This is a genomic window from Achromobacter sp. EB05, from assembly GCF_044232075.1.
GTDB classification, from domain to species: Bacteria; Pseudomonadota; Gammaproteobacteria; order Burkholderiales; family Burkholderiaceae_B; genus Achromobacter; species Achromobacter dolens.
Map to the genome: position 1 here is coordinate 5,556,134 of NZ_CP155917.1, position 23,971 is coordinate 5,580,104.

21 protein-coding genes are annotated in these 23,971 nt (G+C 68.6%); 16 read left to right on the plus strand and 5 right to left on the minus strand.

The window, feature by feature from the left end; genetic code table 11:
- Window positions 1-39 precede the first annotated feature (39 nt).
- Window positions 40-1,623 carry an EAL domain-containing protein gene (locus AAID08_RS25325; RefSeq protein ID WP_336234780.1) on the minus strand — a complete coding sequence of 528 codons (1,584 nt, stop codon included), beginning with the start codon at window positions 1,621-1,623 and terminating at the stop codon, window positions 40-42.
- 140 nt (window positions 1,624-1,763) lie between these two features.
- Here AAID08_RS25325 and AAID08_RS25330 point away from each other — a divergent pair, with 140 nt between their 5' ends.
- The 3 genes from AAID08_RS25330 to AAID08_RS25340 all read left to right on the plus strand — a co-directional run bounded on the left by AAID08_RS25330 (window position 1,764) and on the right by AAID08_RS25340 (window position 5,713).
- A complete protein-coding gene (locus AAID08_RS25330) occupies window positions 1,764-2,276 on the plus strand; it encodes a sigma-70 family RNA polymerase sigma factor (RefSeq protein ID WP_054500629.1) in 513 nt (170 codons plus the stop codon).
- Window positions 2,273-3,220 (plus strand): FecR domain-containing protein, encoded by a 948-nt coding sequence (locus AAID08_RS25335; protein WP_372416675.1) that lies wholly within the window; start codon window positions 2,273-2,275, stop codon window positions 3,218-3,220. The genes AAID08_RS25330 and AAID08_RS25335 overlap by 4 nt, the downstream gene beginning before the upstream one ends.
- 114 nt (window positions 3,221-3,334) lie before the next feature.
- The gene (locus AAID08_RS25340; RefSeq protein WP_269872097.1) at window positions 3,335-5,713 is read left to right on the plus strand and encodes a TonB-dependent siderophore receptor; all 2,379 of its coding nucleotides are present in this window, start codon (window positions 3,335-3,337) and stop codon (window positions 5,711-5,713) included.
- A 7-nt stretch (window positions 5,714-5,720) separates the two neighbouring features.
- Here AAID08_RS25340 and AAID08_RS25345 read toward each other — a convergent pair whose 3' ends face one another.
- The gene (locus AAID08_RS25345) at window positions 5,721-6,323 is read right to left on the minus strand and encodes a TetR/AcrR family transcriptional regulator (RefSeq protein WP_049076280.1); all 603 of its coding nucleotides are present in this window, start codon (window positions 6,321-6,323) and stop codon (window positions 5,721-5,723) included.
- 227 nt (window positions 6,324-6,550) lie between these two features.
- On the opposite strand from AAID08_RS25345, the gene AAID08_RS25350 reads away from it, so the two are divergent.
- From AAID08_RS25350 to phbB, 7 genes are read left to right on the plus strand one after another with little or no spacing between them, the layout of a single operon-like run.
- Window positions 6,551-8,071: a PHA/PHB synthase family protein gene (locus AAID08_RS25350; RefSeq protein ID WP_395757058.1), complete on the plus strand. Its 1,521-nt coding sequence runs from the start codon at window positions 6,551-6,553 to the stop codon at window positions 8,069-8,071.
- A gap of 2 nt (window positions 8,072-8,073) precedes the next feature.
- Window positions 8,074-9,567 carry an efflux transporter outer membrane subunit gene (locus tag AAID08_RS25355; protein ID WP_395757059.1) on the plus strand — a complete coding sequence of 498 codons (1,494 nt, stop codon included), beginning with the start codon at window positions 8,074-8,076 and terminating at the stop codon, window positions 9,565-9,567.
- Window positions 9,564-10,631 carry an HlyD family secretion protein gene (locus AAID08_RS25360; protein ID WP_054414947.1) on the plus strand — a complete coding sequence of 356 codons (1,068 nt, stop codon included), beginning with the start codon at window positions 9,564-9,566 and terminating at the stop codon, window positions 10,629-10,631. Before AAID08_RS25355 ends, AAID08_RS25360 begins: the two co-directional genes overlap by 4 nt.
- Window positions 10,631-13,384: a ribosome-associated ATPase/putative transporter RbbA gene (rbbA, locus tag AAID08_RS25365; RefSeq protein WP_175143457.1), complete on the plus strand. Its 2,754-nt coding sequence runs from the start codon at window positions 10,631-10,633 to the stop codon at window positions 13,382-13,384. Before AAID08_RS25360 ends, rbbA begins: the two co-directional genes overlap by 1 nt.
- Before the next feature lie 3 nt (window positions 13,385-13,387).
- Window positions 13,388-14,515, plus strand: a complete 1,128-nt coding sequence (locus AAID08_RS25370) for an ABC transporter permease (protein WP_054500622.1) — start codon at window positions 13,388-13,390, stop codon at window positions 14,513-14,515.
- A gap of 44 nt (window positions 14,516-14,559) precedes the next feature.
- Window positions 14,560-15,033, plus strand: a complete 474-nt coding sequence (locus AAID08_RS25375) for a hypothetical protein (RefSeq protein WP_054500621.1) — start codon at window positions 14,560-14,562, stop codon at window positions 15,031-15,033.
- On the plus strand, window positions 15,023-15,769 hold the full coding sequence (gene phbB, locus AAID08_RS25380; protein ID WP_395757060.1) for an acetoacetyl-CoA reductase: 747 nt from the start codon (window positions 15,023-15,025) through the stop codon (window positions 15,767-15,769). The genes AAID08_RS25375 and phbB overlap by 11 nt, the downstream gene beginning before the upstream one ends.
- 116 nt (window positions 15,770-15,885) lie before the next feature.
- Here the strand turns inward: phbB and AAID08_RS25385 are convergent, their stop codons facing one another.
- Window positions 15,886-16,797, minus strand: coding sequence for a LysR family transcriptional regulator (locus AAID08_RS25385; protein WP_054500619.1), 912 nt, complete (start codon window positions 16,795-16,797; stop codon window positions 15,886-15,888).
- Between the two features lie 137 nt (window positions 16,798-16,934).
- Between AAID08_RS25385 and AAID08_RS25390 the strand changes: the two genes are divergently transcribed.
- The 6 genes from AAID08_RS25390 (at window position 16,935) to AAID08_RS25415 (ending at window position 22,311) form a co-directional block, all read left to right on the plus strand.
- Window positions 16,935-17,672 carry an SDR family NAD(P)-dependent oxidoreductase gene (locus tag AAID08_RS25390; protein WP_064524729.1) on the plus strand — a complete coding sequence of 246 codons (738 nt, stop codon included), beginning with the start codon at window positions 16,935-16,937 and terminating at the stop codon, window positions 17,670-17,672.
- A 63-nt stretch (window positions 17,673-17,735) separates the two neighbouring features.
- Window positions 17,736-17,954, plus strand: coding sequence for a 4-oxalocrotonate tautomerase family protein (locus AAID08_RS25395; RefSeq protein ID WP_047991913.1), 219 nt, complete (start codon window positions 17,736-17,738; stop codon window positions 17,952-17,954).
- 333 nt (window positions 17,955-18,287) lie between these two features.
- Window positions 18,288-19,724 carry a cytochrome ubiquinol oxidase subunit I gene (locus AAID08_RS25400; protein ID WP_054414937.1) on the plus strand — a complete coding sequence of 479 codons (1,437 nt, stop codon included), beginning with the start codon at window positions 18,288-18,290 and terminating at the stop codon, window positions 19,722-19,724.
- 4 nt (window positions 19,725-19,728) lie between these two features.
- A complete protein-coding gene (gene cydB, locus AAID08_RS25405) occupies window positions 19,729-20,736 on the plus strand; it encodes a cytochrome d ubiquinol oxidase subunit II (protein WP_064524731.1) in 1,008 nt (335 codons plus the stop codon).
- Entirely contained in the window at window positions 20,736-20,876 is a 141-nt protein-coding gene (locus AAID08_RS25410; protein WP_080977493.1) for a DUF2474 family protein, read from the plus strand. The genes cydB and AAID08_RS25410 overlap by 1 nt, the downstream gene beginning before the upstream one ends.
- A 25-nt stretch (window positions 20,877-20,901) precedes the next feature.
- Window positions 20,902-22,311 carry a PLP-dependent aminotransferase family protein gene (locus tag AAID08_RS25415; protein ID WP_064524733.1) on the plus strand — a complete coding sequence of 470 codons (1,410 nt, stop codon included), beginning with the start codon at window positions 20,902-20,904 and terminating at the stop codon, window positions 22,309-22,311.
- 82 nt (window positions 22,312-22,393) lie between these two features.
- Here the strand turns inward: AAID08_RS25415 and AAID08_RS25420 are convergent, their stop codons facing one another.
- Together AAID08_RS25420 and fmdA are read right to left on the minus strand one after the other, a co-directional pair.
- Window positions 22,394-22,726: a zinc ribbon domain-containing protein gene (locus tag AAID08_RS25420; protein WP_395757061.1), complete on the minus strand. Its 333-nt coding sequence runs from the start codon at window positions 22,724-22,726 to the stop codon at window positions 22,394-22,396.
- A 9-nt stretch (window positions 22,727-22,735) separates the two neighbouring features.
- Window positions 22,736-23,965, minus strand: coding sequence for a formamidase (fmdA, locus tag AAID08_RS25425; protein WP_064524736.1), 1,230 nt, complete (start codon window positions 23,963-23,965; stop codon window positions 22,736-22,738).
- Window positions 23,966-23,971: the final 6 nt, after the last annotated feature.

Below are 23,971 nucleotides of genomic sequence, written 5' to 3' on the forward strand. Positions count from 1 at the left end.
GGCTACAGGCCCGCCGCCCCTTGCGCGCTAGCCGCAACGTTAGACGTTGCCCGATAACGTGACGGGCGGCCGCGCCGCGTTCTCGGCATACCAACGGACGAAGTCGGCCGAGCGCATCGGCCGCGCAAACAGGTAGCCCTGGATGTATGCCACACCGCGCGCCGTCAGGTAGGTGAACTGCTCCGGCATCTCGACGCCTTCGGCCACCACCGCCAGGCCCAGCCGGTGCGACAGCGTGATGATCACGTCGAGCACGGGCGTTTCCTCGCCGCCGGGTTCAATCGCGTGCACGAATCCTTTGTCGATCTTGAGGTAATCGACCGGGAACTTCTGCAGGTACGACAGTGAACAATGCCCCGTGCCGAAATCGTCGATGGCCACGAAAACGCCCCGCTCGCGCAACGTGTCGATATTCCTTCGGGCCTGCCCGCCGTCCGAGATCAGGCTGCGTTCGGTGATCTCCAGCACGATCAGCGAAGGCCGGATGGCGCCGCGGAAAGCCTGCACATCCGCCACCAGCGACGGGCTGGAGAGATGCTCCGGCGCCACGTTCACGGCGACGTGAAAATCCGGCGGCGTGGTCCAGCCCTGCATGTCGCGCTGGATCAGCCTGAGCAGATGCTGCGTCAGCGGCACGATCATGTCGTCGGCCTCGGCCGCCGCGATGAAGATGTCGGGCCGCACCGGACCGACGCCCGGGCGGGTCCAGCGCATCAACGCCTCGACGCCCTCGCAACGGCCGCTGCGGTTACCGTACACCGGCTGGTATTCGACATGGAATTCGTCGGCCGCCATCGCGCGGCGCAGTTGCTCCTTGAATGATTGCCGGCTCACCTGCAGGCGATAGGCGCCGAACGCCAGCAACGCGCCGCACAGCAGGGCCACCGGCAGATAACCCACCAGCAACTGCTGCCAGGCCTCCACCACGGTTTCGGCCGGCGCCATCACCCTGACGACCAGGTCGCCGCGACCGGCGACCGGCGCGGCCGACTCGAACAAGCGCTCGACGGCGGCCCCGCCCCATGCGTCGTTGCGGATGGGCGCGCCGCCGCCCAACGTGACCTCCATCTGGTAAGCCCCCAGCGACGACACCGCGTTGAGCAGGTCTTGCACGTAGCGCCCGTCAACCACCACCACGCCGCCCCGGCCGTCCTCGCCGGCCATGCCCAGCAGCAGGGCCGAACGGTCGGGCGCCAGCGGTGTGCCGGCCACGCTGACGAACCATTGCGTCGGCGGCGTGCCAACAGGCCAGCGGTGGAACGCGCCGGTCTCGTAGTCCACCTCGCCCAGGGCCGACGAGCAATAGATGTGTTCTTGCTTGACCAGCAACAGCGAGCGGAAATACGGATTGAGCGTGCCCCAGCGGTACAGGTCGGCGCGCGCGGTCTGGCAGGGCTGCGCCGACAGGGCCGTGACGCGCGGCAGGATATCGAGGGCGCGGGCCAGGATCTGCTCGGTCTGCACGCGCACGATCCGCCCCGCCGTGGCGGCTTCGGCGCGTTCGGTGCTCAACGCGTGCAGCCAGGTCCAGCCGATGCAGCCGAGCACGGGCAGCACCAGGGCCAGCGCCACCGGGAAATAGCGCCAGGACGGCACGCGGACCGTCATTCCTGAAGTGGGCACATCGTCCTCGCAACGTCAGTCATGGGGAGACGCAAGGATACAGGCAGGCGCGGCCCGGCGCGCGAGTGCGCCGCAATAGCTCGAATGGATGTTTTTCCCATATACTGAATGATACTTATTATTATCATTTGGTATGTCCCATGGGAAAGCCGTCCGCCTTCTCCGCCCTCGCTTCCCTGTATGTGGACTATCGCCCGTGGCTGGTGGATCGGCTGCGCTTTCGCCTGCGCAATCATGCCGACGCCGAAGACCTCGCCTCGGAAACCTTCCTGCAGGTCGCCTCGGTCCGAGAACCGGTTCCGATCGCCGAGCCCAAGGCCTACCTGTCCACCATCGCGCGACGTCTCCTGTTCCACTTCTGGCGGCGCCGCGAACTGGAGCAAGCCTATCTGCAATGGCTGACGCTGCACGCAGCCGACAGCGCCCCCTCGCCCGAGTCCCAGGCCCTGGCGGTGGAAACGCTGCTGCGCGTCGACACCATGCTGGCCGGCCTGCCGCCCGCCGTGCGCGCGGTGTTTCTGTACAGCCAGTTGGACGGCTTGACCTACGCCGAGATCGGCCTGCGCATGGGCCTGTCGGTACGCACAGTGCAGCGCCACTTCGCGCAGGCGCTGGAACGCTGCCTGCGGGTGCAACGCGAGGAACGCGCATGACCCGCGAAGCCGATCGCCAGGCAGTGCAATGGATGGTGCTGCTCAGTTCCGGCACCGCCAGCGCCGCCGACCACAGCCGCTTTCGGCAGTGGCGTGAGGCGGCGCCCGCGCATGCGGACGCATGGCAGGCGCTGCAGGCCGGCGTCGGCCAGCCGCTGCAGGCGCTACGCGCGGCCGGCCTGTTGGCCACGCCGGGCTCGGCCGTGCGCGACTTGCTGGCGCGCGGCCCGTCCCGCCGCCAGTTTCTGGGCAAGACACTGGCGCTAGCCGGGGTGGGCGTCGGTGGCGCGTGGCTCGGTGCCCGCCTCTGGCTGGATCGCGGCGACTGGCACACCGACACTGCACAGCGTCTGTCGATCTCGCTGGACGACGGCAGCCGGCTGGAGCTCGATGCCCGCAGCAAGATCCGGCTCGAATTCAGCCCCCAGGTACGGCGTGTGCGCTTGCTGCGGGGCGCGGTGGTCGCTGCCATCGCCCCTGATGCCCACCGTCCGTTCTGCGTCACCACCGACGATGGCAACGCCTGGGCCCGCGGAACCGAGTACATGGTACGCAAGGAAGCCGACCACAGTGTCGCGGCAGTGCTGGCGCACGAGATCCGCATCACCACCCGCGCCGGCCACCAACTCGACCTGGCCCAAGGCCAGGTGGCCCGCTATGACGCCAGCGGCATCCGCCCGCTGGCGGCGGAACGCGCTGCCTCCCTGGCGGCATGGCGTGAGGGACGGATCGAGGTCCTGGACGCGCCGCTGGCCGCGGTAGCCGATGCACTGCGGCCCTACATGCCCGGCGCGCTGCACCTTTCCGAACGCGCCGCCGTCCTGCGGGTGCAAGGCGTTTTTTCGCTCGATCGTCCGGAACAGGCCTGGGCGGCGCTGGCCGCGACGCTGCGACTCAAGATCACCCGCTATGGCGGCTGGCTGACGTGGGTCGATCAGGCATGACGCGGTCCCCGCCGCGTTGAAAACAACTAATTACAAATTGCGTGTCCGGTTTTTCGCCGCCGATACACCTCCGGGTAAATCCACCCACTTGTGCTCTCCCGGAGATCCCCCGACATGCCCCGCCTCTCCCGCGCCAGTCTGCTCTTGACGGCCGCGTTGACCGCCCCCGCCGCCTTCGCGCAACCGGCGCGACTGGTCTACGACCTGCCTGCCGCGCCGTTAGCCACCACGCTCAACCGCATCGCGGTACAGAATGACCGCGTGCTGTCAGTGGACCCGGCGTTGATGCGGGGCCTGGACGCGCCCGCGCTGCATGGCAGCTATACGCTGGACGAGGCGCTGCGCCACGTGACCGCCGGTTCGGGACTGGAGCCCGTGGCACTGCCCGGCGGGGCGCTCACATTCAAGCGCAATGCACAGGCGGTGCCGATACTCACGCCGATCAGCGTCACCGGCGCCGCCGAGAACGCCTGGGGCCCGGTGCAGGGCTACGTGGCGCGTCGCAGCGCCACCGCGACCAAGACCGACACGCCTATCATCGAGACACCGCAGTCGATCTCGGTCATCACCGCGGACCGCTACAACACGCTGGGCGCCACCAACATCAAGGACGCCCTGGCCTACACGCCCGGCGTCTCCACCACGACCTATGGCTCGGACTCGCGCTACGACTGGGTGTCGCTGCGCGGCTTCGACGCCTATACGCCCGGCTTCTACCTGGACGGGCTGCCCTTGCGCAACAACGGCAACTGGGGCATCTGGCAGACCGAAAACTACGGCGCGGAGCGCATCGAACTGCTGCGAGGACCGGCATCGGTGCTGTTCGGGCAGACGGGCCCCGGCGGCCTGATCAACGTGGTGAGCAAGCGCCCGCAGGAGGAGCCGCTGCGCGAGTTGCAGGCGCAGGTGGGCGACCATCAGCGCCGCCGCCTCGCCGCCGACTTCACCGGCCCGATGGATGAAGACGGCAAGTGGCTGTACCGTTTCGTCGGCATGGGCCTGGACTCCGAACTGCCTGCCCATGGCATCGACAACGACAGGCTGTACCTGGCCCCATCGCTGACCTGGCGGCCGTCGACGGACACCACCCTGACGTTGCTGACGCAGTACGCGACCAAGCGCGGCGGCACCTACACGCGGGCCCGCCCGGCCGTAGGCTCGCTGGTGCCGACGCCGGCCGGCACGCACATCCCTGCATCGCTGTTCGTCGGCGAACCCGGCTATGACTACTTCAACCAGACCCAGTGGATGGCCGGCTACGAATTGGAACACCGCGTCAGCGATGCGCTGACGCTGCGCCAGAACCTGCGCTACGGCCACCTGGACCTCGATTATTCGGCGGTGCAAGCCAGCGGCTATGCCAGCGTCAATGACGACGTCACGGATCCTGCCAACTACCAGGTGTTGCGGCGCTCGGCGTTCGGCAGCCGCGAACATATCGCCAGCTTCAACGTGGACAACCAGGTCCAGACCGACCTGAGTCTGGGCAATTGGCACCACCGCATCCTGGTGGGCGTGGACTACCAGCGCAACCGCATCGACCAGGTCAGCTTCAGCGGTGGCAAGGCGCCACCGCTGGACATCAACGACCCGAAGTACCGCCAGGGGCCGATCACGCGCGCCAAGCCCTGGATGGATGCGGACCTGACGCTGGCGCAGACGGGGGTGTACCTGCAGGATCAGATCAAATGGAACGAGCGCTGGGTCGCCACCCTGGGCGGCCGCTATGACAGCGCCGACAACAAGCTGCGGGACCGCCAGGACGGCACCACCACCCGCATCAGCAGCCACAAGTTCACCAGCCGCGCCGGCCTGGTCTACGTGGATCCGACCGGCTGGGCGCCGTACGTCAGCTATGGCGAGTCCTTCATTCCCACCGCCACCGTCGACTCCTCGCAGCGCAAGCCATTCAAGCCGGAGACCAGCCGCCAGTACGAGGCCGGACTGCGCTACCAGCCTCCCGGCACCAAGGACAGCTACAGCGTGGCGGCGTTCGACCTGCGGCGCCGCAACTACATTACCTACGACGCCGACTCCATTCCCCGGCAAACCGGCGAGGTCACGGTGCGTGGCGTCGAATTCGAGGCCACCGTGCAGCCGATTCCGCGCCTGAACGTGATCGCCGCGTATTCGTGGACACCCAAAGCCGCGGTCACGGCCAGCAGCAACCCCGATGAAATCGGCAGGCAGGCCACCGCCGTGCCGCGGAACCGGGCCTCGCTGTGGGTCGACTACCGCTTCGAATCGCGTATCAAGGTAGGTGTGGGCGCGCGCTTCACCGGCGCCAACTACGGTGATGGCAGCCTGGCCCCCAAACAGGTGCCGTCGTTCGTGCTGTTCGACGCAATGATCGGCTATGACATCGACCGCTGGAGCCTGGCGCTGAACGCTCGCAACCTGACCAACAAGACCTATTTCGCCAACTGCGGCTACGGCAATTGCTATTACGGCGATCCTCGCACCGTAATCGCCACCGCCAGCTACCGTTGGTAGTGACGGGCTACAGCAGGTCGCAGATCAGCGCCACATGCGCCTCGCGCCGCTGCGGCAGGTTGAGGCGTTCATCCGGTCCGAGCAGGATCGCCATGAAGATGGCGTGGACCACCGGCGACAACAGCAGCCACGGGTGCCGCAACGCGGCGCCGTCGCCGCACAGGCCGCGCGCGCGGGCCAGTTCCAGCAATTGCGCGATGTCGGCCTGGTGGGCGTCGGCGGTCTGTTCGCGCCAGCGGCGCGCCAGGTGCGGCACGCGCAGGCTTTCGGCCAGCAGCAGGCGCATGGCGGCGATCATGGCGGGGTTGGCGAGGCTGGCATAGAGATGATTGACGAGCCGCTCGGCCAGGTGGCGGGGGCTGGAGGAGCCTTCGACCAGGGCGCGGGCATCGAGACGGGGCGGACAGAGGTAGCGCGCCAGCAGCGCCTCGAAGACCTCTTCCTTGCTGGCGAAGTGCGCGTACAGGCCTCCCTTGGACAACCCCGCGCGCAAGGCGATGTCGTCCATGCGGGCGCCGGCATAGCCGGCGGCCGAGAACTCCTGCAGCGCGGCGTCGAGGATCTGCCCGACGCGCACGGTCGGAGGGAGACGCAGACGTTGCGTGCTCATCACCACTGCTCCCTGTGCGAATTGGCGCGCGGACGCACCGCCGGCCAACCGCTCCATTAAAAACCGACCGGTCAGTCGTTAGCTTGATCCTGATCAAGGATTGATCAGGCCAGCGGCGGCACAATGGTTTCGAAGTCGGATTTGTCCGACGCCAGGCCACAAGCCCGGTTGCGCGACGATCCGTCCCCACGCGAGGCAATCCCGCCCCCGCGCGCCCCGGAGCCCTCATGCCGATCACGCCCCCGCCAGCCCCCCAGCAGAATGCGGCGCACGCAGGCCGGTTCGATGACGACGCCTGGCGGCAGTGGCCCTTTGCGCTGTGGTGCCAGGGGTTCATGCAGGCCGAGCAGGGCTGGGACACGTTTGCCCGCGCCCTGCCCCTGGCCGACCCGCACCAGCGCGCGCTGGCGGCCTTCGCCGCGCGCCAGTGGCTGGAACCGCTGGCGCCCGACAACAATCCCTACACCAATCCCCTGGTGTGGCGCCAGACGCTGGAAGAAAGCGGCGCCAACCTGCTGCGCGGCGCCTGCCACGCCTGGGAGGACGGCCTGCGCCAGTGGGCCGGGCTGCCGCCCGCCGGCGCCGAACACTTCCGCCCTGGCCACGAGGTTGCCGCCACCCCCGGCCAGGTAATTCTGCGCAATCACCTGGCCGAGCTGATCCAGTACCGGCCCGCGACCGGCCGGGTGCGGCCCGAGCCGATCCTCATCGTGCCGGCCTGGATCATGAAGTACTACGTGCTCGATCTGTCGCCCCACAACTCGCTGATCCGCTATCTGGTCGGCCAGGGCTACACGGTGTTCTGCGTGTCATGGAAGAACCCCACGGCGGCCGATCGCGATCTGGGCCTGGAGGATTACCTGCGCCTGGGCGTGCGCGAGCCGCTGGCGGCGATCGAGGCCATCGTGCCCGGCGCCAGGGTACATGCGACGGGCTACTGCCTGGGCGGCACCCTGCTCGCCATGGCCGCCAGCGCCATGGCGCGCGACGGCGACCGCCGCCTGGCCAGCCTGAGCCTGCTGGCGGCGCAGACCGACTTCAGCGAACCCGGCGAGCTGGGCCTGTTCATCGATGCCTTCCAGGTTGCGCTGATGGAGGCCGAAATGACGGCGCTGGGCTATTTCCCGGCGCGCCAGATGAGCGGCGCGTTCCAGCTGTTGCGCGCACGCCAGTTGGTGTGGTCGCGCATGACCAGCGAATACCTGCTGGGCCAGCGCCGCCCCATGACCGACCTGCAGGCCTGGAACGCCGACGCCACCCGCATGCCCGCGCGCATGCACGGCCAGTACCTGCGCCACCTGTACCTGGACAACGACCTGGCCGCCGGCCGCTTCGCCGTGGATGGCCGACCGGTGCGACTGGAGGACCTGAGCCTGCCGATCTTCTGCGTCGGCACCGAGACGGACCATGTGGCGCCGTGGCGTTCGGTCTACAAGCTGCACGGCCTGTCGCCGGCCGCGCTGACGTTCGTGCTGACCAGCGGCGGCCACAACGCCGGCATCGTCAGCGAACCGGGCCATCCGCGGCGGCGCTTTCGCAGCCTGCTGCGCGCGGCGGGACAGCCGGCGCTGACCCCGGAGGCCTGGCTGGCGGCGGCCACGCCACATGAAGGCTCGTGGTGGCCGCACTGGCGCGGCTGGCTCGACGCGCTGTCCGGCCAGCCGGTCCGCCCCCCCGCCCTGGGCGCCGCGCGCAAAGGCTATCCCGCGCTGGACGACGCGCCCGGCGCTTATGTGATGGAGAAATGAGCATGACCCGCCGCCCCCTTTCGCGATGGCGTGCCGCCCGGCTGGCGCCGGCCGCCCTGGCCGTGCTGCTGGCGCAGGGCTGCGTGTCGATGGCGCCGCAATACGTGCGGCCCGCAACGCCGGTGGCCGCCACCTACCCCGATCAGGCCGCCACGCCCGGCGGCGCGGCGCTGAGCGCGGCCCGGATCGACTGGCGCGGCTACTTCACCGATCCCGTGCTGCAAGGGCTGATCGGCGACGCCCTGGCGCACAACCGCGACCTGCGCGTGGCCCTGCTGCGCGTCGAGGAAGCGCAAGCGCTCTACGGCATTCAACGCGCCGACCAGTTCCCCACCATCGGCCTGCGCGCGGACGGCACCCGCGCCCGCACCCCGGGCGACCTGAACGTCACCGGCCAGCCGCAAGTGGCCAGCCAATACCAGGCCGGCGTCGGCATGGCGACATGGGAGCTGGACTTCTGGGGCCGCGTGCGCAGCCTCAAGGACGCCGCGCTGGAGAACTACCTGGCGTCCGACGCCGCCGCCGAAGCCGCCACGCTGACCCTGATCGCGCAGGTTGCCGACAGCTATCTGTCGCTGCGCGAACTGGATGAGCGACTGGCGCTGACGCGCGCGACGATCGCGTCGCGCGAGGAGTCGCTGCGCATATTCCGCCGGCGCTACGAAGTCGGCTCGATCTCGAAACTGGACCTGACGCAGGTCGAGACGCTGTGGCAGCAGGCCCGGGCGCTGGGCGCCGATCTGGAACAGGCCCGCGCCACCCAGGCCCATGCGCTGGAGCTGCTGACCGGCCAGCCCCTGACGCTGCCGCTGCCGCGCGCCGGCCTGGACGACGACAGCGTCATGCGCGACCTGCCGGCGGGGCTGCCGTCGGACCTGCTGACCAACCGGCCCGACATCGTCGCCGCCGAACACCAGCTGCGCGCGGCCAACGCCAACATCGGCGCGGCCCGCGCCGCCTTCTTTCCGCGCATCACGCTGACCGGCGCATTCGGCACCGCCAGCGCCGAGCTGGATGGCCTGTTCGGCAGCGGCAGCCGCGCCTGGAATTTCGCACCCAGCATTGACCTGCCGATCTTCGACGCCGGACGCCGCGGCGCCAACCTCGACCTGGCCGAAGTCCGGCGCGATCAGGCCGTGGCCAGCTACGAGCGCGCCATCCAGGGCGCCTTCAAGGACGTTGCCGACGCCTTATCGGCGCGCCGGTGGCTGGCCGAACAGGTCCAGGTATTGCGCGCCACCGTGGAAGCGCAGGCCGAACGCGCGCGCCTGGCCAAGCTGCGCTACGACCACGGCGCCTCGCCCTATCTTGAGGTCCTGGACGCGCAGCGCGACCTGCTGGCCGCGCAGCAGACGCTGGTGCAGACCCGCCGCGCGCTGCTGTCTGCCCGCGTCGGCCTGTATGCCGCGCTGGGCGGCGGCACGCAGGCGCGCGCCGCCGCCCAGCCCGCGACCCCGCCTGGCCCCCTGCCGCTCAACACAGGATCCGCATCATGAAGTTGCCCACCCGAAAACTGATTCCCCTGCTCGCGATCGTAGCCGTGGCTGCCGCCGGCTACTACGGCTGGCGCCTGCTGTCCGACACCGGCCCCGGCGCGGGCTTCGTCAGCGGCAATGGCCGCATCGAGGCCACCGAGGTCGACGTCGCCACCAAGCTGGCCGGACGGGTCCAGGACGTGCTGGTGGCCGAGGGCGATTTCGTCAGCGCCGGCCAGCCGCTGGCCCGCATGCAGATCGACACGCTGCAGGCCCAGCGCGAGGAAGCGCGCGCCCAACACCAGCAGGCCATCAACAACGCCGCCAGCGCCAGCGCCCAGATCGCTCAGCGCGAGAGCGACAAGCTGGCCGCCGAGGCCGTGGTGGCGCAGCGCGAAAGCGAGCTGGACGCCGCGCGCCGGCGCCTGGCGCGCTCCGAGACCCTGTCCAGGGAGGGCGCCTCGTCGATCCAGGAACTGGATGACGACCGCGCCCGCATGCGCAGCGCGCAGGCCGCCGTCAACGCCGCGCGCGCCCAGGTCAAGGCGGCGCAGGCGGCCATCGACGCCGCCAAGGCGGCGCAGGTGGGCGCCCAGTCGGCGGTCAACGCGGCGCTGGCCACCATCGCCCGCATCGAGGCCGACATCGCCGACAGCGAACTGCGCGCCCCGCGCGACGGCCGGGTGCAGTACCGCGTGGCGCAGGCCGGCGAAGTGCTGGGCGCGGGCGGCAAGGTGCTGAACATGGTCGACCTGGCCGATGTCTACATGACCTTCTTCCTGCCGGAACAGGCGGCCGGCCGCGTCGCGCTGGGCCAGGACGTGCGCATCGTGCTGGACGCGGCGCCGCAGTACGTGATTCCCGCCAAGGTGTCGTTCGTGGCCAGCACCGCGCAGTTCACCCCCAAGACCGTCGAGACCGCCACCGAGCGGCAGAAGCTGATGTTCCGCGTCAAGGCGCAGATCGCTCCCGAACTGCTGCGCCAGCACCTGCAACAGGTCAAGACCGGCCTGCCCGGCGTGGCCTGGCTGAAACTGGATGCCGACGCGCAGTGGCCCGCCAACCTTGAAGTCAAGGTGCCGTGATGGCCGCGACCACGACGGCCTCCCCCGCTCCGGTGGTCAAGCTGTCGGGGGTATCGCTGCGCTACGGCAAGACGCTGGCGCTGGACGCCATTTCGCTGGACATCCCCGCCGGCCGCATGGTCGGCCTGATCGGCCCGGACGGCGTGGGCAAGTCGAGCCTGCTGGCGCTGATCGCGGGATCGCGCGCGGTGCAGGAAGGCGCCGTCGAGGTGCTGGGCGGCGACATGGCCGACAAGCGCCACCGCGATGACGTCTGCCCGCGCATCGCCTACATGCCGCAAGGCCTGGGCAAGAATCTCTACCCCACCCTGTCGGTGGAGGAGAACCTGCAATTCTTCGGCCGCCTGTTCGGCCATGGGGAGGCCGAGCGCCGCCGCCGCATCGACAGCCTGACGCGCAGCACCGGCATGGCCGCGTTCCTGTCGCGCCCGGCGGGCAAGCTGTCCGGCGGCATGAAGCAGAAGCTGGGCCTGTGCTGCGCGCTGATCCACGACCCCGACCTGTTGATCCTGGACGAACCCACCACCGGCGTCGACCCGCTGGCGCGGGCCCAGTTCTGGGACCTGATCAATCAGATCCGGCGCGAACGCCCGGGCATGAGCGTGATTGTCGCCACCGCCTACATGGACGAGGCGCAACGCTTCGACTGGCTCATCGCCATGGACGACGGCCGGGTGCTGGCCACCGGCACGCCCGACGAATTGCGCCAGCGGACCGGGGCCGACTCGCTGGAGGCCGCCTTCATCGCGCTGCTGCCCGAAGAGAAGCGGCGCGGGCACAAGCCCGTCGAGATCACGCCGCTGGCGCTGGGCGATGACGCGCCCATCGCCATCGAGGCGCGCGACCTGACCATGCGCTTCGGTGATTTCGTCGCCGTGGACCATGTCAACTTCCGCATCCGCAAGGGCGAAATCTTCGGCTTTCTGGGCTCCAACGGCTGCGGCAAGTCCACCACCATGAAGATGCTGACCGGCCTGTTGCCGGCCAGCGAAGGCCAGGCCTGGCTGTTCGGCGCCGAAGTCGATCCGCGCAACCTCGACACGCGCCGCCGGGTCGGCTACATGTCGCAGGCGTTTTCGCTGTACGGCGAGCTGACCGTGCGCCAGAACCTGGTGCTGCACGCGCGCCTGTTCCACGTGCCCGAAGCGGACATCCCCGGCCGCGTGGACGAAATGGTGACGCGCTTCGAGCTGGGCGAAGCGCTGGACGATCTGCCCGAGAAGCTGCCGATGGGCGTGCGCCAGCGCCTGTCGCTGGCGGTAGCCATGGTGCACAAGCCCGAGCTGCTGATCCTGGACGAGCCGACCTCGGGCGTGGACCCGGTGGCGCGCGACAACTTCTGGCGCCTGCTGATCGCGCTGGCGCGGCAGGACCAGGTCACCATCTTCATCTCGACCCATTTCATGAACGAGGCGCAGCGCTGCGACCGCATGTCGCTGATGCACGCCGGCAAGGTGCTGGTGAGCGCCGCCCCCGACGAAATCACCCGGATGCGCGGCGCGAAGACGCTGGAGGAAGCCTTCATCGCCTACCTGATCGACGCGGGCGCGGGCACCGCGCCCGACGCGTCGCCGGCAATCGAACCGGCGCCCGTCGCGCCAGCGCCGGAACCGGTGCACGCGCCGCGCGGCTTCAGCCTGCAGCGCATGTTCAGCTACATGTGGCGCGAGGCGCTGGAACTGCGCCGCGATCCGGTGCGCGCCACGCTGGCGCTGGCCGGCTCGCTACTGCTGATGTTCGTGATCGGCTTTGGCATCAGCCTGGACGTGGAAGACCTGCGCTACGCGGTGATGGACCGCGACCAGACCGCGCTGAGCCAGAACTACAGCCTGAACCTGGCCGGCTCGCGCTACTTCATCGAGCAGCCGCCGATCACCAGCTACCAGGACATGGATGCGCGCATGCGCAGCGGCGAACTGTCGCTGGCGATCGAGATTCCGCAGGGTTTCGCGCGCGACGCCGCGCGCGGCCGCGATGCCCAGATCGGCGTCTGGATCGACGGCGCCATGCCGCAGCGCGCCGAGACCATCCGCGGCTACGTGCTGGGCATGCACCAGGGCTGGCTGCAACAGCAGGCGCGCGAACGGCTGGGCGCCGGCGCCACGCAGCAGGTCGGCATCGAGACGCGCTTTCGCTACAACCCCGACGTGCGCAGCCTGCCGGCCATGGTGCCGGCCGTGATCCCGCTGCTGTTGCTGATGATGCCGGCCATGCTGACCGCGCTGGCGGTGGTGCGCGAAAAGGAGCTGGGTTCGATCATCAACCTGTACGTCACGCCGGTGACGCGGCTGGAATTCCTGCTGGGCAAGCAGGCGCCCTACGTGGCGCTGGCGATGCTGAACTTCCTGCTGATGACGCTGCTGGCGGTGACGCTGTTCGGCGTGCCGATCACCGGCAGCTTCCTCACGTTGCTGGCGGCCGCGCTGATCTACAACGTGGTGGCCACCGCCATCGGCCTGCTGGCCTCGACCTTCACCCGCAGCCAGATCGCGGCGCTGTTCTTCACCATGATCGGCACGCTGGTGCCGGCGGTGCAGTTCGCCGGCCTGCTCAACCCGGTGTCGTCGCTGGAAGGCGGCGGCAAGCTGATCGGGCAGGTCTACCCCGCCACCCACATGCTCACCATCAGCCGCGGCGTGTTCAGCAAGGCGCTGGATTTCTCCAACCTGCAGGGGTCGTTCTGGCCCCTGATCGTCGCGATCCCCGTGATCCTGGGCGCGTCGGTGCTGCTTCTGAGAAAGCAGGAGACCTGAACCATGCCGCGACATGCCGCCAATATTTTCCGCCTGGGCGTCAAGGAGCTGTGGAGCCTGGCGCGCGATCCGATGATGCTGGTCCTGATCTTCGTGTCGTTCACGCTGATGATCTACACCGCCGCCACCGCCGTGCCCGAGTCGCTGCACAACGCGGCCATCGCGGTCGTGGACGAGGACGTCTCGCCGCTGTCCGCGCGCATCACCTCGGCGTTCTACCCGCCGCACTTCACGCGACCGGCGATGGTCACCTCGGCCGAGGCCGACGCCGGCATGGACGCCGGGCGCTACACCTTCGTGGTCAACGTGCCGCCGAACTTCCAGCGCGACGTGCTGGCCGGCAGGCCGGCCGAGATCCAGTTGAACGTGGACGCCACCCGCATGAGCCAGGCGTTCACCGGCAGCAGTTACATCCAGCAGATCATCACCGACGAGATCAACGAATTCGTCAAGCGCTACCGCAAGCCGACCGAGCTGCCGGTGGACCTGGCGGTGCGCATGCGCTTCAACCCCAACCTGACGCAGGCCTGGTTCGGCAGCCTGATGGAGATCATCAACAACGTCACGATGCTGTCCATCATCCTGACCGGCGCGGCGCTAATCCGCGAGCGCGAGCATGGCACCATCGAGCACCTGCTGGTCATGCCGGTTACGCCGACCGAGATCATGCTGGCGAAAGTCTGGTCCATGGGGCTGGTCGTCCTGGTGTCGGCTGCGCTATCGTTGACATTCGTCGTGCGTGGCCTGCTGCAGGTGCCGGTCGAGGGATCGGTGGCGCTGTTCCTGGCCGGGGTGGCGCTGCACCTGTTCGCGACCACCTCCATGGGCATCTTCATGGCCACCCTCGCGCGCAGCATGCCGCAATTCGGCATGCTGCTGGTGCTGGTGCTGCTGCCGCTGCAGATGCTGTCCGGCGGCACCACGCCGCGCGAGAGCATGCCGGACTTCGTGCAGAACATCATGCTGGCCGCGCCCACCACCCATTTCGTGGAACTCGGCCAGGCAATTCTCTTTCGTGGCGCCGGCCTTGGCGTCGTATGGCAACCGTTCCTGGCGCTGGCGCTGATCGGCAGCGTCCTGTTCGCCTTCTCGTTGACCCGTTTCCGCAAGACCCTCAGCCAGATGGCGTGAGGCATGTGCATTCGTTGCCCCTTACCACTCTCTTAAAAGGACGCATGATGAAGAAGACAAACGCCCCCACGCCCCCGGACCTCGCTGGCGCCTACGCCGCCTATTGCCAACGACTGGGCGAACTGGCGCGCGAAAGCCAGCAGCGCTGGCTGCAACTGGGCCAGCGCCTGGCCAGTGACGGCACCGGCCAGTACCTGTCGACGCTGGCGCCGCTCAAGCTCGACGGCAACTGGCAGAACATCGCCCCGGCGCTGGGCGAGGTCACGCGCAAGCAATGGCAGTGCCAACTCGAAGCCAGCCAGGCCATCACCCACGCCGCGCTGGAAGACCAGGCGGCGATGGCCGCCGGCGTCAGCGAAGCCGTGAGCGGCTGGCTGCGCAACGCCTCGGCCGCGGCCAGCGGCGGCCTGGCCGATTCGCCGTTGACGCGCATGTGGTCGTCGTATTGCGACCAGATGACCTCGGCCTGCTCGGCCATGCGCGAGGCCAGCCAGTTTGGAGCGCGCCATGGCGACTAAACGCACCGCGCTCATCACCGGCGGCGCCGGGTGCCTGGGCCGCGCCATCGCCCGGGCCCTGCTCGATGCCGGCCACGACGTCATCGTCACATGCCACTCCAGCGAAGCGGCCACGCGCGAATGGCTCGACGAGGAGGCGGCCGCCGGCCGCCGCTACGACATGGCCAAGGTCGACGTGGCCGACTACGACTCGTGCCAGGCGTTGGCCCGGCGCCTGGCGGACGAGGGCCGCCAGATCGACATCCTGGTCAACAACGCCGGCATCACCCGCGACGCCAGCCTGCGCAAGATGAGCTACGCGGACTGGAACGACGTGCTGCGCAGCAATCTCGATTCGATGTTCAACATGACGCAACCGCTGTGCGGGCCGATGGCCGACCGTGGCTGGGGACGCATCGTCAACATCTCGTCGGTGAACGGATCCAAGGGCGCCTTCGGGCAGACCAACTACGCCGCCTCGAAGGCCGGCATCCACGGCTTCACCAAGTCGTTGGCGCTGGAGCTGGCCAGGAAAGGCGTCACGGTCAACACGGTGTCGCCGGGCTACCTGGCCACGCGCATGGTCGAGGCCGTGCCGGAAGACGTGCTCAAGGAGAAGATCCTGCCGCAGATTCCGCTGGGCCGGCTGGGCCAGCCCGACGAAATCGCCGCGCTGGTGGCGTTCATCTGCAGCGATGCGGCGGCGTTCATGACCGGCAGCAATGTCGCCATGAACGGCGGGCAGCACATGTACTGACGCCTCCGCCACGGATGGCCGCATCGCCCCCCTGGACGAGGTCGATGCGGCCATCCGCCAGATGCCGGTCCAGCGCCAGGCTCGGGGACATGGGCGCCTGATCCGCGGCGCGGCGGCTAGCGTCGCAGGCGCTCCAGCAGGAAGTCGGCAAATGTCCTCACCCGCAACGACACATGGCGCACGTGCGGGTAGAGCAAAGTGAATGGCCGCGTGGCGCCGCCAAAGCGCGGCAACACCTCCACCAGATCGCCGCGCCGCAGATCCTCCTGCACGGTGAAGCGGTACGCCTGGAACAACCCCGCGCCATGGCGCGCCAAACTGACGCCGCCCAGCACATCGCCCGAGCAACTGGTGCCGCCATGGGTCGGCACGTCGATCTGCCGGCCGTCACGCATGAATATCCATGGGATGTTGCGACCGGTGCTGGGCAACTCGAACTGGATGCAGTCGTGCCCGTCGAGATCCTCCAGGGTGCGCGGCGTGCCCGCGCGCCGCAGATAGCCCGGGGCCGCCACCAGCACCAGTTCCGCGTCTTCCAGCTTGCGCGCCACCAGATTCGAGTCCGGCGGCAGCCGGCCGCGAATGGCAAGGTCGTAGCCTTCTTCGGCGAAGTCGACATTGCGGTTGCTGATGTGCACATCGACCTGCACCTGCGGGTACCGCTGGCGGAACTCGCCCAGCAATGGCAGCACGCGGTGATGGGCATACGGCGTGGGCATGCTGATGCGCAGCTTGCCCGCGGGCTCGGCCTGCTGCCCGGTGACCTCGCGTTCGGCCTCGGTCAGCAACGCCAGGGCAGAACGGCACTGCTCCATGTAGCGCAGGCCCGCCGCGGTCAGGCGGATCTGGCGTGTGGTGCGCACGAACAGGCGGACGCCGAGGCGCTCTTCCAGCCGCGACACCGAGCGGCTGACGGCGGCCGGCGTCACGCCGGCCGCATTGGCGGCGGCGGTAAAGCTCTGCAGTTCGGCTGCCAGGCAGAACAGCTCCACGCTGCCGAGCATCAGGTCTTCGAAGCGACGTTGCATGAATGTCGTCCTGGCTGGCCTGGCGGAGCCCGCCAGACTCATTACATGATGTATGCATAGATTTGATCTTTGAGGTGTTTATCACGTTTCGGGTCATAAGTAGAGTGGCGCTACCCCTTCTTATCCGGAGTCCAGACATGACCCATCCCGCCAAAACCATCATCGTGACCGGCGCCTCCAGCGGCATCGGCCTGGCCATTGCCCGCGCCTACCTGGAGCGCGGCGACAATGTCGTCGGCAATGCCCGCGGCGCCGAGCGCCTGGCCCAGGCAGCGCGCCAACTGGGCAATCCGCCTCGCTTCATCGGCGTGCCCGGCGACATCGGCGATCCCGACACCGCGCGCGCCCTGTTCGAACGCGCTACGCAGGCCTTCGGCAAGGTCGACGTGCTGGTCAACAACGCCGGCATCTTCATCGCCAAGCCGGTGGGCGACTACACCGCCGACGACGTCGACCAATTGTTCAGTACCAACCTCAAGGGCTTCTTCTATCCGTCGCAACTCGCAGCGGCGCATATGGCCGCCCATGGCGGCGGGCACATCGTCAACATCACCGCCAGCATCGCCATGCAACCGCTGCAACAAGTGCCCGCGCTGCTTCCCGTCCTGGTCAAGGGCGGCCTGAACCAGGCCACCAAGGCACTGGCCCTGGAATTGGCGCCGCACCGCGTCCGGGTCAACGCGGTGGCCCCGGGTATCATCCAAACGCCGATGCATGAAAACGGCGACGCGGATTTCCTGAACCGGCTTTCGCCCTCCGGGCGGCGCGGCGACACCGGGGACGTGGTCGATGCGGTGCTGTACCTGACCGACTCGTCATTCACCTCGGGGGCCGTGATCCCCGTCGATGGCGGAGCCACTGCCGGCCGGTGGTAATCCGCAAGGCAACGCCTTTTGGCCGGCGCGCGCGCGCCGGCTGCCAACCGCCAAGGAACAGACATGCCTTACATCAACATCCAGATCACCCGCGAAGGCGCCACGCGCGAGCAGAAAGCCGAACTGATCCGCGGCGCCACCGACCTGGTGGTGCGAGTGCTCGGCAAGGACCCGCAAGCCACGTTTGTCGTCATCGAGGAAGTCGATACCGACAATTGGGGCGTGGCCGGCGAAACCGTCACCGTCTTGCGCCAGCGCCAGCGCGCCACGCGTTCGACATAGACGTCTCCCGCGCCGCAAAGCGGCGAGCGGCTGAACACGAATGCCCTTTGCCCTGCCCCGGCGGCAGGATCAGGCAGCACAGCGGTCCCGCTGTGCTGTTTTTTTTGTAACGGCCGGATCTGGCCCTTTTCATGAAAACGGCCGGTCTTCCCTATGGCGGCGCGCCATTTCCACGTCGACGCCCGCCAAACTGATCCGCTTTTTTCACCGCCTTCTGAATCTGTACTGCTCAGCAGGGCCGGCCTATCTTGACGCTACAGGCACCAGCCTGTCCGCGCGCGCCGCCCGGTGGCGGCAGGAACGCGCGGGCCTTGAAGTCAGGAATCACCCGCCATGGATAGCGACGCGCTACTGCTTGCCCGAATACAGTTCGGATTCACCATTTCCTTCCACATCATCTTTCCAGCCATCACCATCGGCCTGGCCAGCTACCTGGCCGTGCTCGAAGGCTGCTGGCTGCGCACCCGCAACACCGTCTACCGCGATCTCTACCACTTCTGGACCAAGATCTTCGCCGTCAATTTCGGCATGGGCGTGGTGTCCGGACTGGTGATGGCGTACCAGTTCGGCACCAACTGGAGCTTCTTTTCCGATTTTGCCGGCAGCGTCACCGGGCCCCTGCTGGCCTACGAGGTGCTGACGGCCTTCTTCCTGGAAGCCGGCTTTCTCGGCGTGATGCTGTTCGGCTGGTCGCGCGTGGGCCCGGGGCTGCACTTCTTCTCGACCATCATGGTGGCGCTGGGCACGCTGGTGTCGGCCACCTGGATCCTGGCGTCCAACAGTTGGATGCAGACCCCCGCGGGCTACGAGATCCTGGACGGCCGCGTGGTGCCGACCGACTGGCTGGCGGTGATCTTCAATCCCTCGTTCCCCTACCGGCTGGCGCACATGGGCATCGCGGCGTTCCTGGCCACCGCGCTGATGGTCGGCGCGTCCGGCGCCTGGCACCTGCTGCGCGGCGACCGCAGCCCGGCGGTGAAAAAGATGTTCGCGATGGCGATGGCCATGCTGGCAATCTCGGCGCCGCTGCAGGCGGTGGTGGGCGACTTCCATGGCCTGAACACGCTCAAGCACCAGCCCGCCAAGATCGCCGCGATCGAAGGCCATTGGGAAAACGAGCCGGGCGCGGGCGTGCCGCTGACGCTGTTCGGCATTCCCGACATGGAGCGCGAAGAGACCCGCTACGCGCTCAACGTGCCGCGCCTGGGCAGCCTGATCCTCACGCATAGCTGGGATGGTCAGTTCCCCGGCCTGAAGTCGTATCCGCCCGAAGACCGCCCCAACGCCACCGTGGTGTTCTGGTCGTTCCGCGTGATGGCGGGGCTGGGCATGCTGATGATCCTGCTGGCCGGCTGGGCGCTGTGGGCGCGCTGGCGCGGACGGCTTTACCAGTCGCGCGCGCTGCAGCGTTTCGCGCTGTGGATGGGGCCGTCGGGGCTGGTGGCGATCCTGGCCGGCTGGTACGTGACCGAGATCGGCCGCCAGCCATGGGTCGTCTATGGCGTGATGCGCACCGCCGACGCCGCCACCCGCCACGGCCTGGGCGAATTGACGCTGACGCTGGCGCTGTTCGTGGCGGTGTACCTGTTCGTGTTCGGCGCCGGCGTGTCGTACATGCTGCGCCTGATCCGCATGGGCCCGACCCCGGCGCCCGGCCACGCGCCGCTGTCCGGCGGCCCGGGCGAACCGCGCCAGCCGTCGCGGCCGCTGTCGGCCGCCTCCACCTCGGCGGACGCCCCGTCCGCGCAACCTGGATTCAAAGGAGCCTGAGGCCATGGGCATCGACCTTGCATTGATATGGGCCGTCATCATCCTGTTCGGCGTGATGATGTACGTGGTGATGGACGGTTTCGACCTGGGCATCGGCATCCTCTTTCCGCTGATCGGCGACGCCGAGGAGCGCGACGCCATGGTCAACACCGTCGCCCCCGTGTGGGACGGCAACGAAACCTGGCTGGTGCTGGGCGGCGCGGGGCTGCTGGCCGCGTTTCCGCTGGCGTACTCGGTGATCCTGAGCGCGCTGCACCTGCCGCTGGTGTTCATGCTGCTGGGGCTGATCTTCCGCGGCGTGGCCTTCGAGTTCCGCTTCAAGGCCGACCCGCGCCACCGCGCGCTGTGGGACCGCGCCTTCGTGCTGGGCTCGCTCTGCGCCACCTTCTTCCAGGGCGTGACGCTGGGCGCCTACATCGAGGGCATCCCGGTGGTCGAGCGCGCCTACCAGGGCGGGCCGTGGGACTGGATCAGCCCGTTCTCGCTGTTCACCGGCGTCGGCCTGGTGGTGGCGTATGCGCTGCTGGGCTGCACCTGGCTCATCATGAAGACCGAGGGCCGCCTGCATCGCCACATGTGCGCGCTGGCGCGGCCGCTGACGCTGGCGCTGCTGGCGGTGATCGCCGCGCTCAGCGTGTGGACGCCGCTGGCGCAGCCGCATATCGCCCAGCGCTGGTTCAGCCTGCCCAACATGTTCTGGTTCCTGCCGGTGCCGCTGCTGGTGGCGGCCGCCGGCATCGACCTGATGCGCCGCGTGTGCGGCGCGCCCGCCGCGGGACCGTTCGTGCTGGCGCTGTGCCTGGTGTTCCTGGGCTACAGCGGCCTGGGCATCAGCATCTGGCCCGCCGTGATCCCGCCGGACGTGTCGATCTGGACCGCGGCCGCGCCGCCGCAGAGCCTGGGCTTCGCCCTGGTCGGCGCGCTCGCCATCATTCCGATTATCCTGATGTACACCGCCTGGTCCTATTACGTGTTCCGCGGCAAGGTGCGCACCGGCGAGGCGTTTCACTGATGGCCGCGCCGACCTCCCTGCCCTCCTGGCGCAGCCGGCTGCTGTGGCTGCTGTTGATCTGGGCCGGCGGCGTGGCGTCGCTGGGCCTGGCCGCCGGCGCGCTGCGGCTGGTGATGCGCGCCATCGGCATGTCGACCTGAACCGACGTCTTCCACGGATCCCCCCATGAAGCGCTATGAACGGCTGACCGAAGAAATCACCGCCTCGATCCTGTCGGGCCTGCTGCAGGCGGGCGACCGGCTGCCCTCGGTGCGCCAGACCAGCGCCAGCCGCGGCGTCAGCCCGTCGACGGTGTTCAAGGCCTATTACCTGCTGGAAGCGCGCGGCCTGATCCGCGCGCGCGACCGCTCCGGCTACTATGTGCTGCGCGCCTCGCAGGCCGCGCTGCCCGAGCCCGACGGCCTGTCCAGCGCCGCCGCCGGCCGCCATCCGGTCGATGTCAGCGACAACGTGCTGCAAGTGCTCAACGCCACCCTGCGGCGCGACATGCTGCCGTTCGGCTCGGCCTTTCCCAGCCCGTCGCTGCTGCCCTACGGCCGGCTGGCGCGCTACATGGCGACCACGGTGCAGCAACTGGACCCGTGGGGGTCGATCGACGATCTCAGCCCCGGCGACCCCGCGCTGCGCCGCGCCATCGCGCTGCGTTACCTGGCCGACGGAGTGACGGTGCCGGTGGACGACATCATCATCACCAACGGCGCGCTCGACGCGCTCAACCTGTGCCTGAGCGCGGTCACGCGGCCGGGTGACGCGGTGATCGTCGAATCGCCGACGTTCTACGCCGCCCTGCAGTCGCTCGAACGCAACCAGTTGCACGCCATCGAGGTGGCCACGCATCCTCGCGAAGGCATCGACCTGCAGGCGCTGGAGCGGGCCATCGTGCAGCACCAGCCGCGCGCCTGCTGGCTGATGACAACCTTCCAGAATCCGCTGGGCAGCCTGATGCCCGAGGCCAAGAAGGAAGCGCTGGTCCGGCTGCTGGCGCGCCACGGCGTGGCGCTGATCGAGGACGACGTCTACGGCGAACTGTACTTCGGCGCCACGCGGCCGCGTCCCGCCAAGGCCTTCGACACCGAGGGCATGGTGATGCACTGCTCGTCGTTCTCCAAGACGCTGGCGCCGGGCTATCGCGTCGGGTGGGTCGCGGCCGGGCGCTACACCCGCGCCATCATGCGCAACAAGCTCACCACCAGCCTGGCCACCGCCGCGCCGACGCAGGCGGCGATTGCCGCCTATCTGGCGCAGGGCGGCTACGACCGCCACCTGCGCCAGTTCCGCCAGACGCTGGCCTTGCAGCAGGGCGAGATGCTGCAGGCGGTGGCGCGCTACTTCCCCAAGGGCACGCGCGCCACGCGGCCGCTGGGCGGCTACTTCACCTGGGTCGAGCTTCCGGCGCGCATCGACACCCTGTGCCTGCACCGCGCCGCGCTCGACCATGGCATCAGCATCGCGCCGGGGCCGTTGTTCTCCAGCTCAGGCGCGTTCGGCAACTTCCTGCGGCTGAACTGCGGCCATCCCTGGAACGAGGCGATGGAGCAAGGCATGGCGACGCTGGGCAAGCTGATGGCGACATGACGGGCGCGCGCGGCCGGCGTTGCGGGGCCATGCCGATGGCCCGCCGGTCCCATTCGGAACCCGCGACGCCCGCCGCCCGCTTTCAGTGACTGATCATCCACGGCCGCGCGCCGGCGAAGGTCTTGCCGCCGTCGGCCGTCTGGCGGGTCCGGCCGGCGGCCTTGGCGCCGGCGCAGCAACCGCAACCCATGCCGTGACCGCCACGGGTGCTGCGCGGCTCGTGGGCGGCGCGTTCGTTGGCGGCGCGGGCGCGGTTCATGGCCGAGGACAGCGCCGAGACCGCCGGCGCGCCGCTGACGAAGCGCTCGCAGGCGCCGCCGCATTCGGGGCAAGGAGTGGGGTCGCGCCATTGCGACAAAGGTCTCAGCACGGAGAACTCGCCGCAATCCTGGCAGCGGTAGTCATAGAGCGGCATGGCGGCTCCTCACAGGTCTTTGGCGATGGGCATGTCCATGCCGCGCGTTATCTGCGGCACGTCGCCCAGCGCGTTGGGCTGGATGTCGATGTCGAAGATTTCGGTGGGCAGCCACAGCGTGGCGCAGGCGTTGGGAATGTCCACCACGCCGCTGATGTGCCCCTGCACCGGCGCCGTGCCCAGGATCGAATACGCCTGCGCCCCCGAGTAACCGAACTTCTTCAGGTATTCGATGGCGTTCAGGCAGGCCTGGCGATAGGCGATGTGCACGTCCAGATAGTGCTGCTTGCCGCCTTCATCGACCGAAATGCCCTCGAAGATCAGGTAGTCCTTGTAGTTGGGCGTGACGGGGCTGGGCTTGAAGATGGGATTGCGGATGCCGTACTTGGCCATGCCGCCCTTGATGAGCGACACCCGCATATGCACCCAGCCGGCCATTTCGATGGCGCCGCAGAAGGTGATCTCGCCATCGCCCTGCGAAAAGTGCAGGTCGCCGACCGACAGGCCGCCGCCCTTGACGTAGACCGGAAAGAACACCCGGGACCCGCGCGACAGGTCCTTGATGTCGCAATTGCCGCCATGCTCGCGCGGCGGCACGGTGCGCGCGCCGGTGGCGGCCGCGCGATCGCGCTCGGCTCCCTTGAGCTTGCCCATGTGCGCCGTCTTGGGCGCCGGCGGATTGGCCAGGGGCGGAACGCGCTCGGGGTCGCTGTCGATCAGCTTCTGCTCGCGCGCATTCCACTTGTCCAGCAGCGCCTGGTCGGGCAGGCAGCCGATCAGGCCCGGATGGATCAGGCCGGCGAAGCGCACGCCCGGGATATGGCGCGAGGTGGTGAACATGCCTTCGAAATCCCAGATCGACTTTTGCGCGGACGGGAAGTGCTCGGTCAGAAAGCCGCCGCCGTTGTTCTTGCTGAAAAAGCCATTGAAGCCCCACAGGCTCTCCGGCTTGGCGCCGATATCGAGCAAGTCCACCACCAGCAGGTCGCCGGGTTCGGCGCCTTCGACGCCGACCGGGCCGGACAGGAAGTGCACCGTGGACAGGTCCACATCGCGCACATCGGAGGCATCGTCATCGTTCTTGATCGCGCCGCCGGTCCAGTCGTAGGTTTCGAGCACGAAGTCATCGCCCGGCCTGACCCACGTCGCCATGGGGATGTCGGGATGCCAGCGATTGTGCACGCCTTCGTTTTCGTAGGGGGATTGGGCCAGGTCGACCTTGATCAGGGTTTCAGGCATGTCATG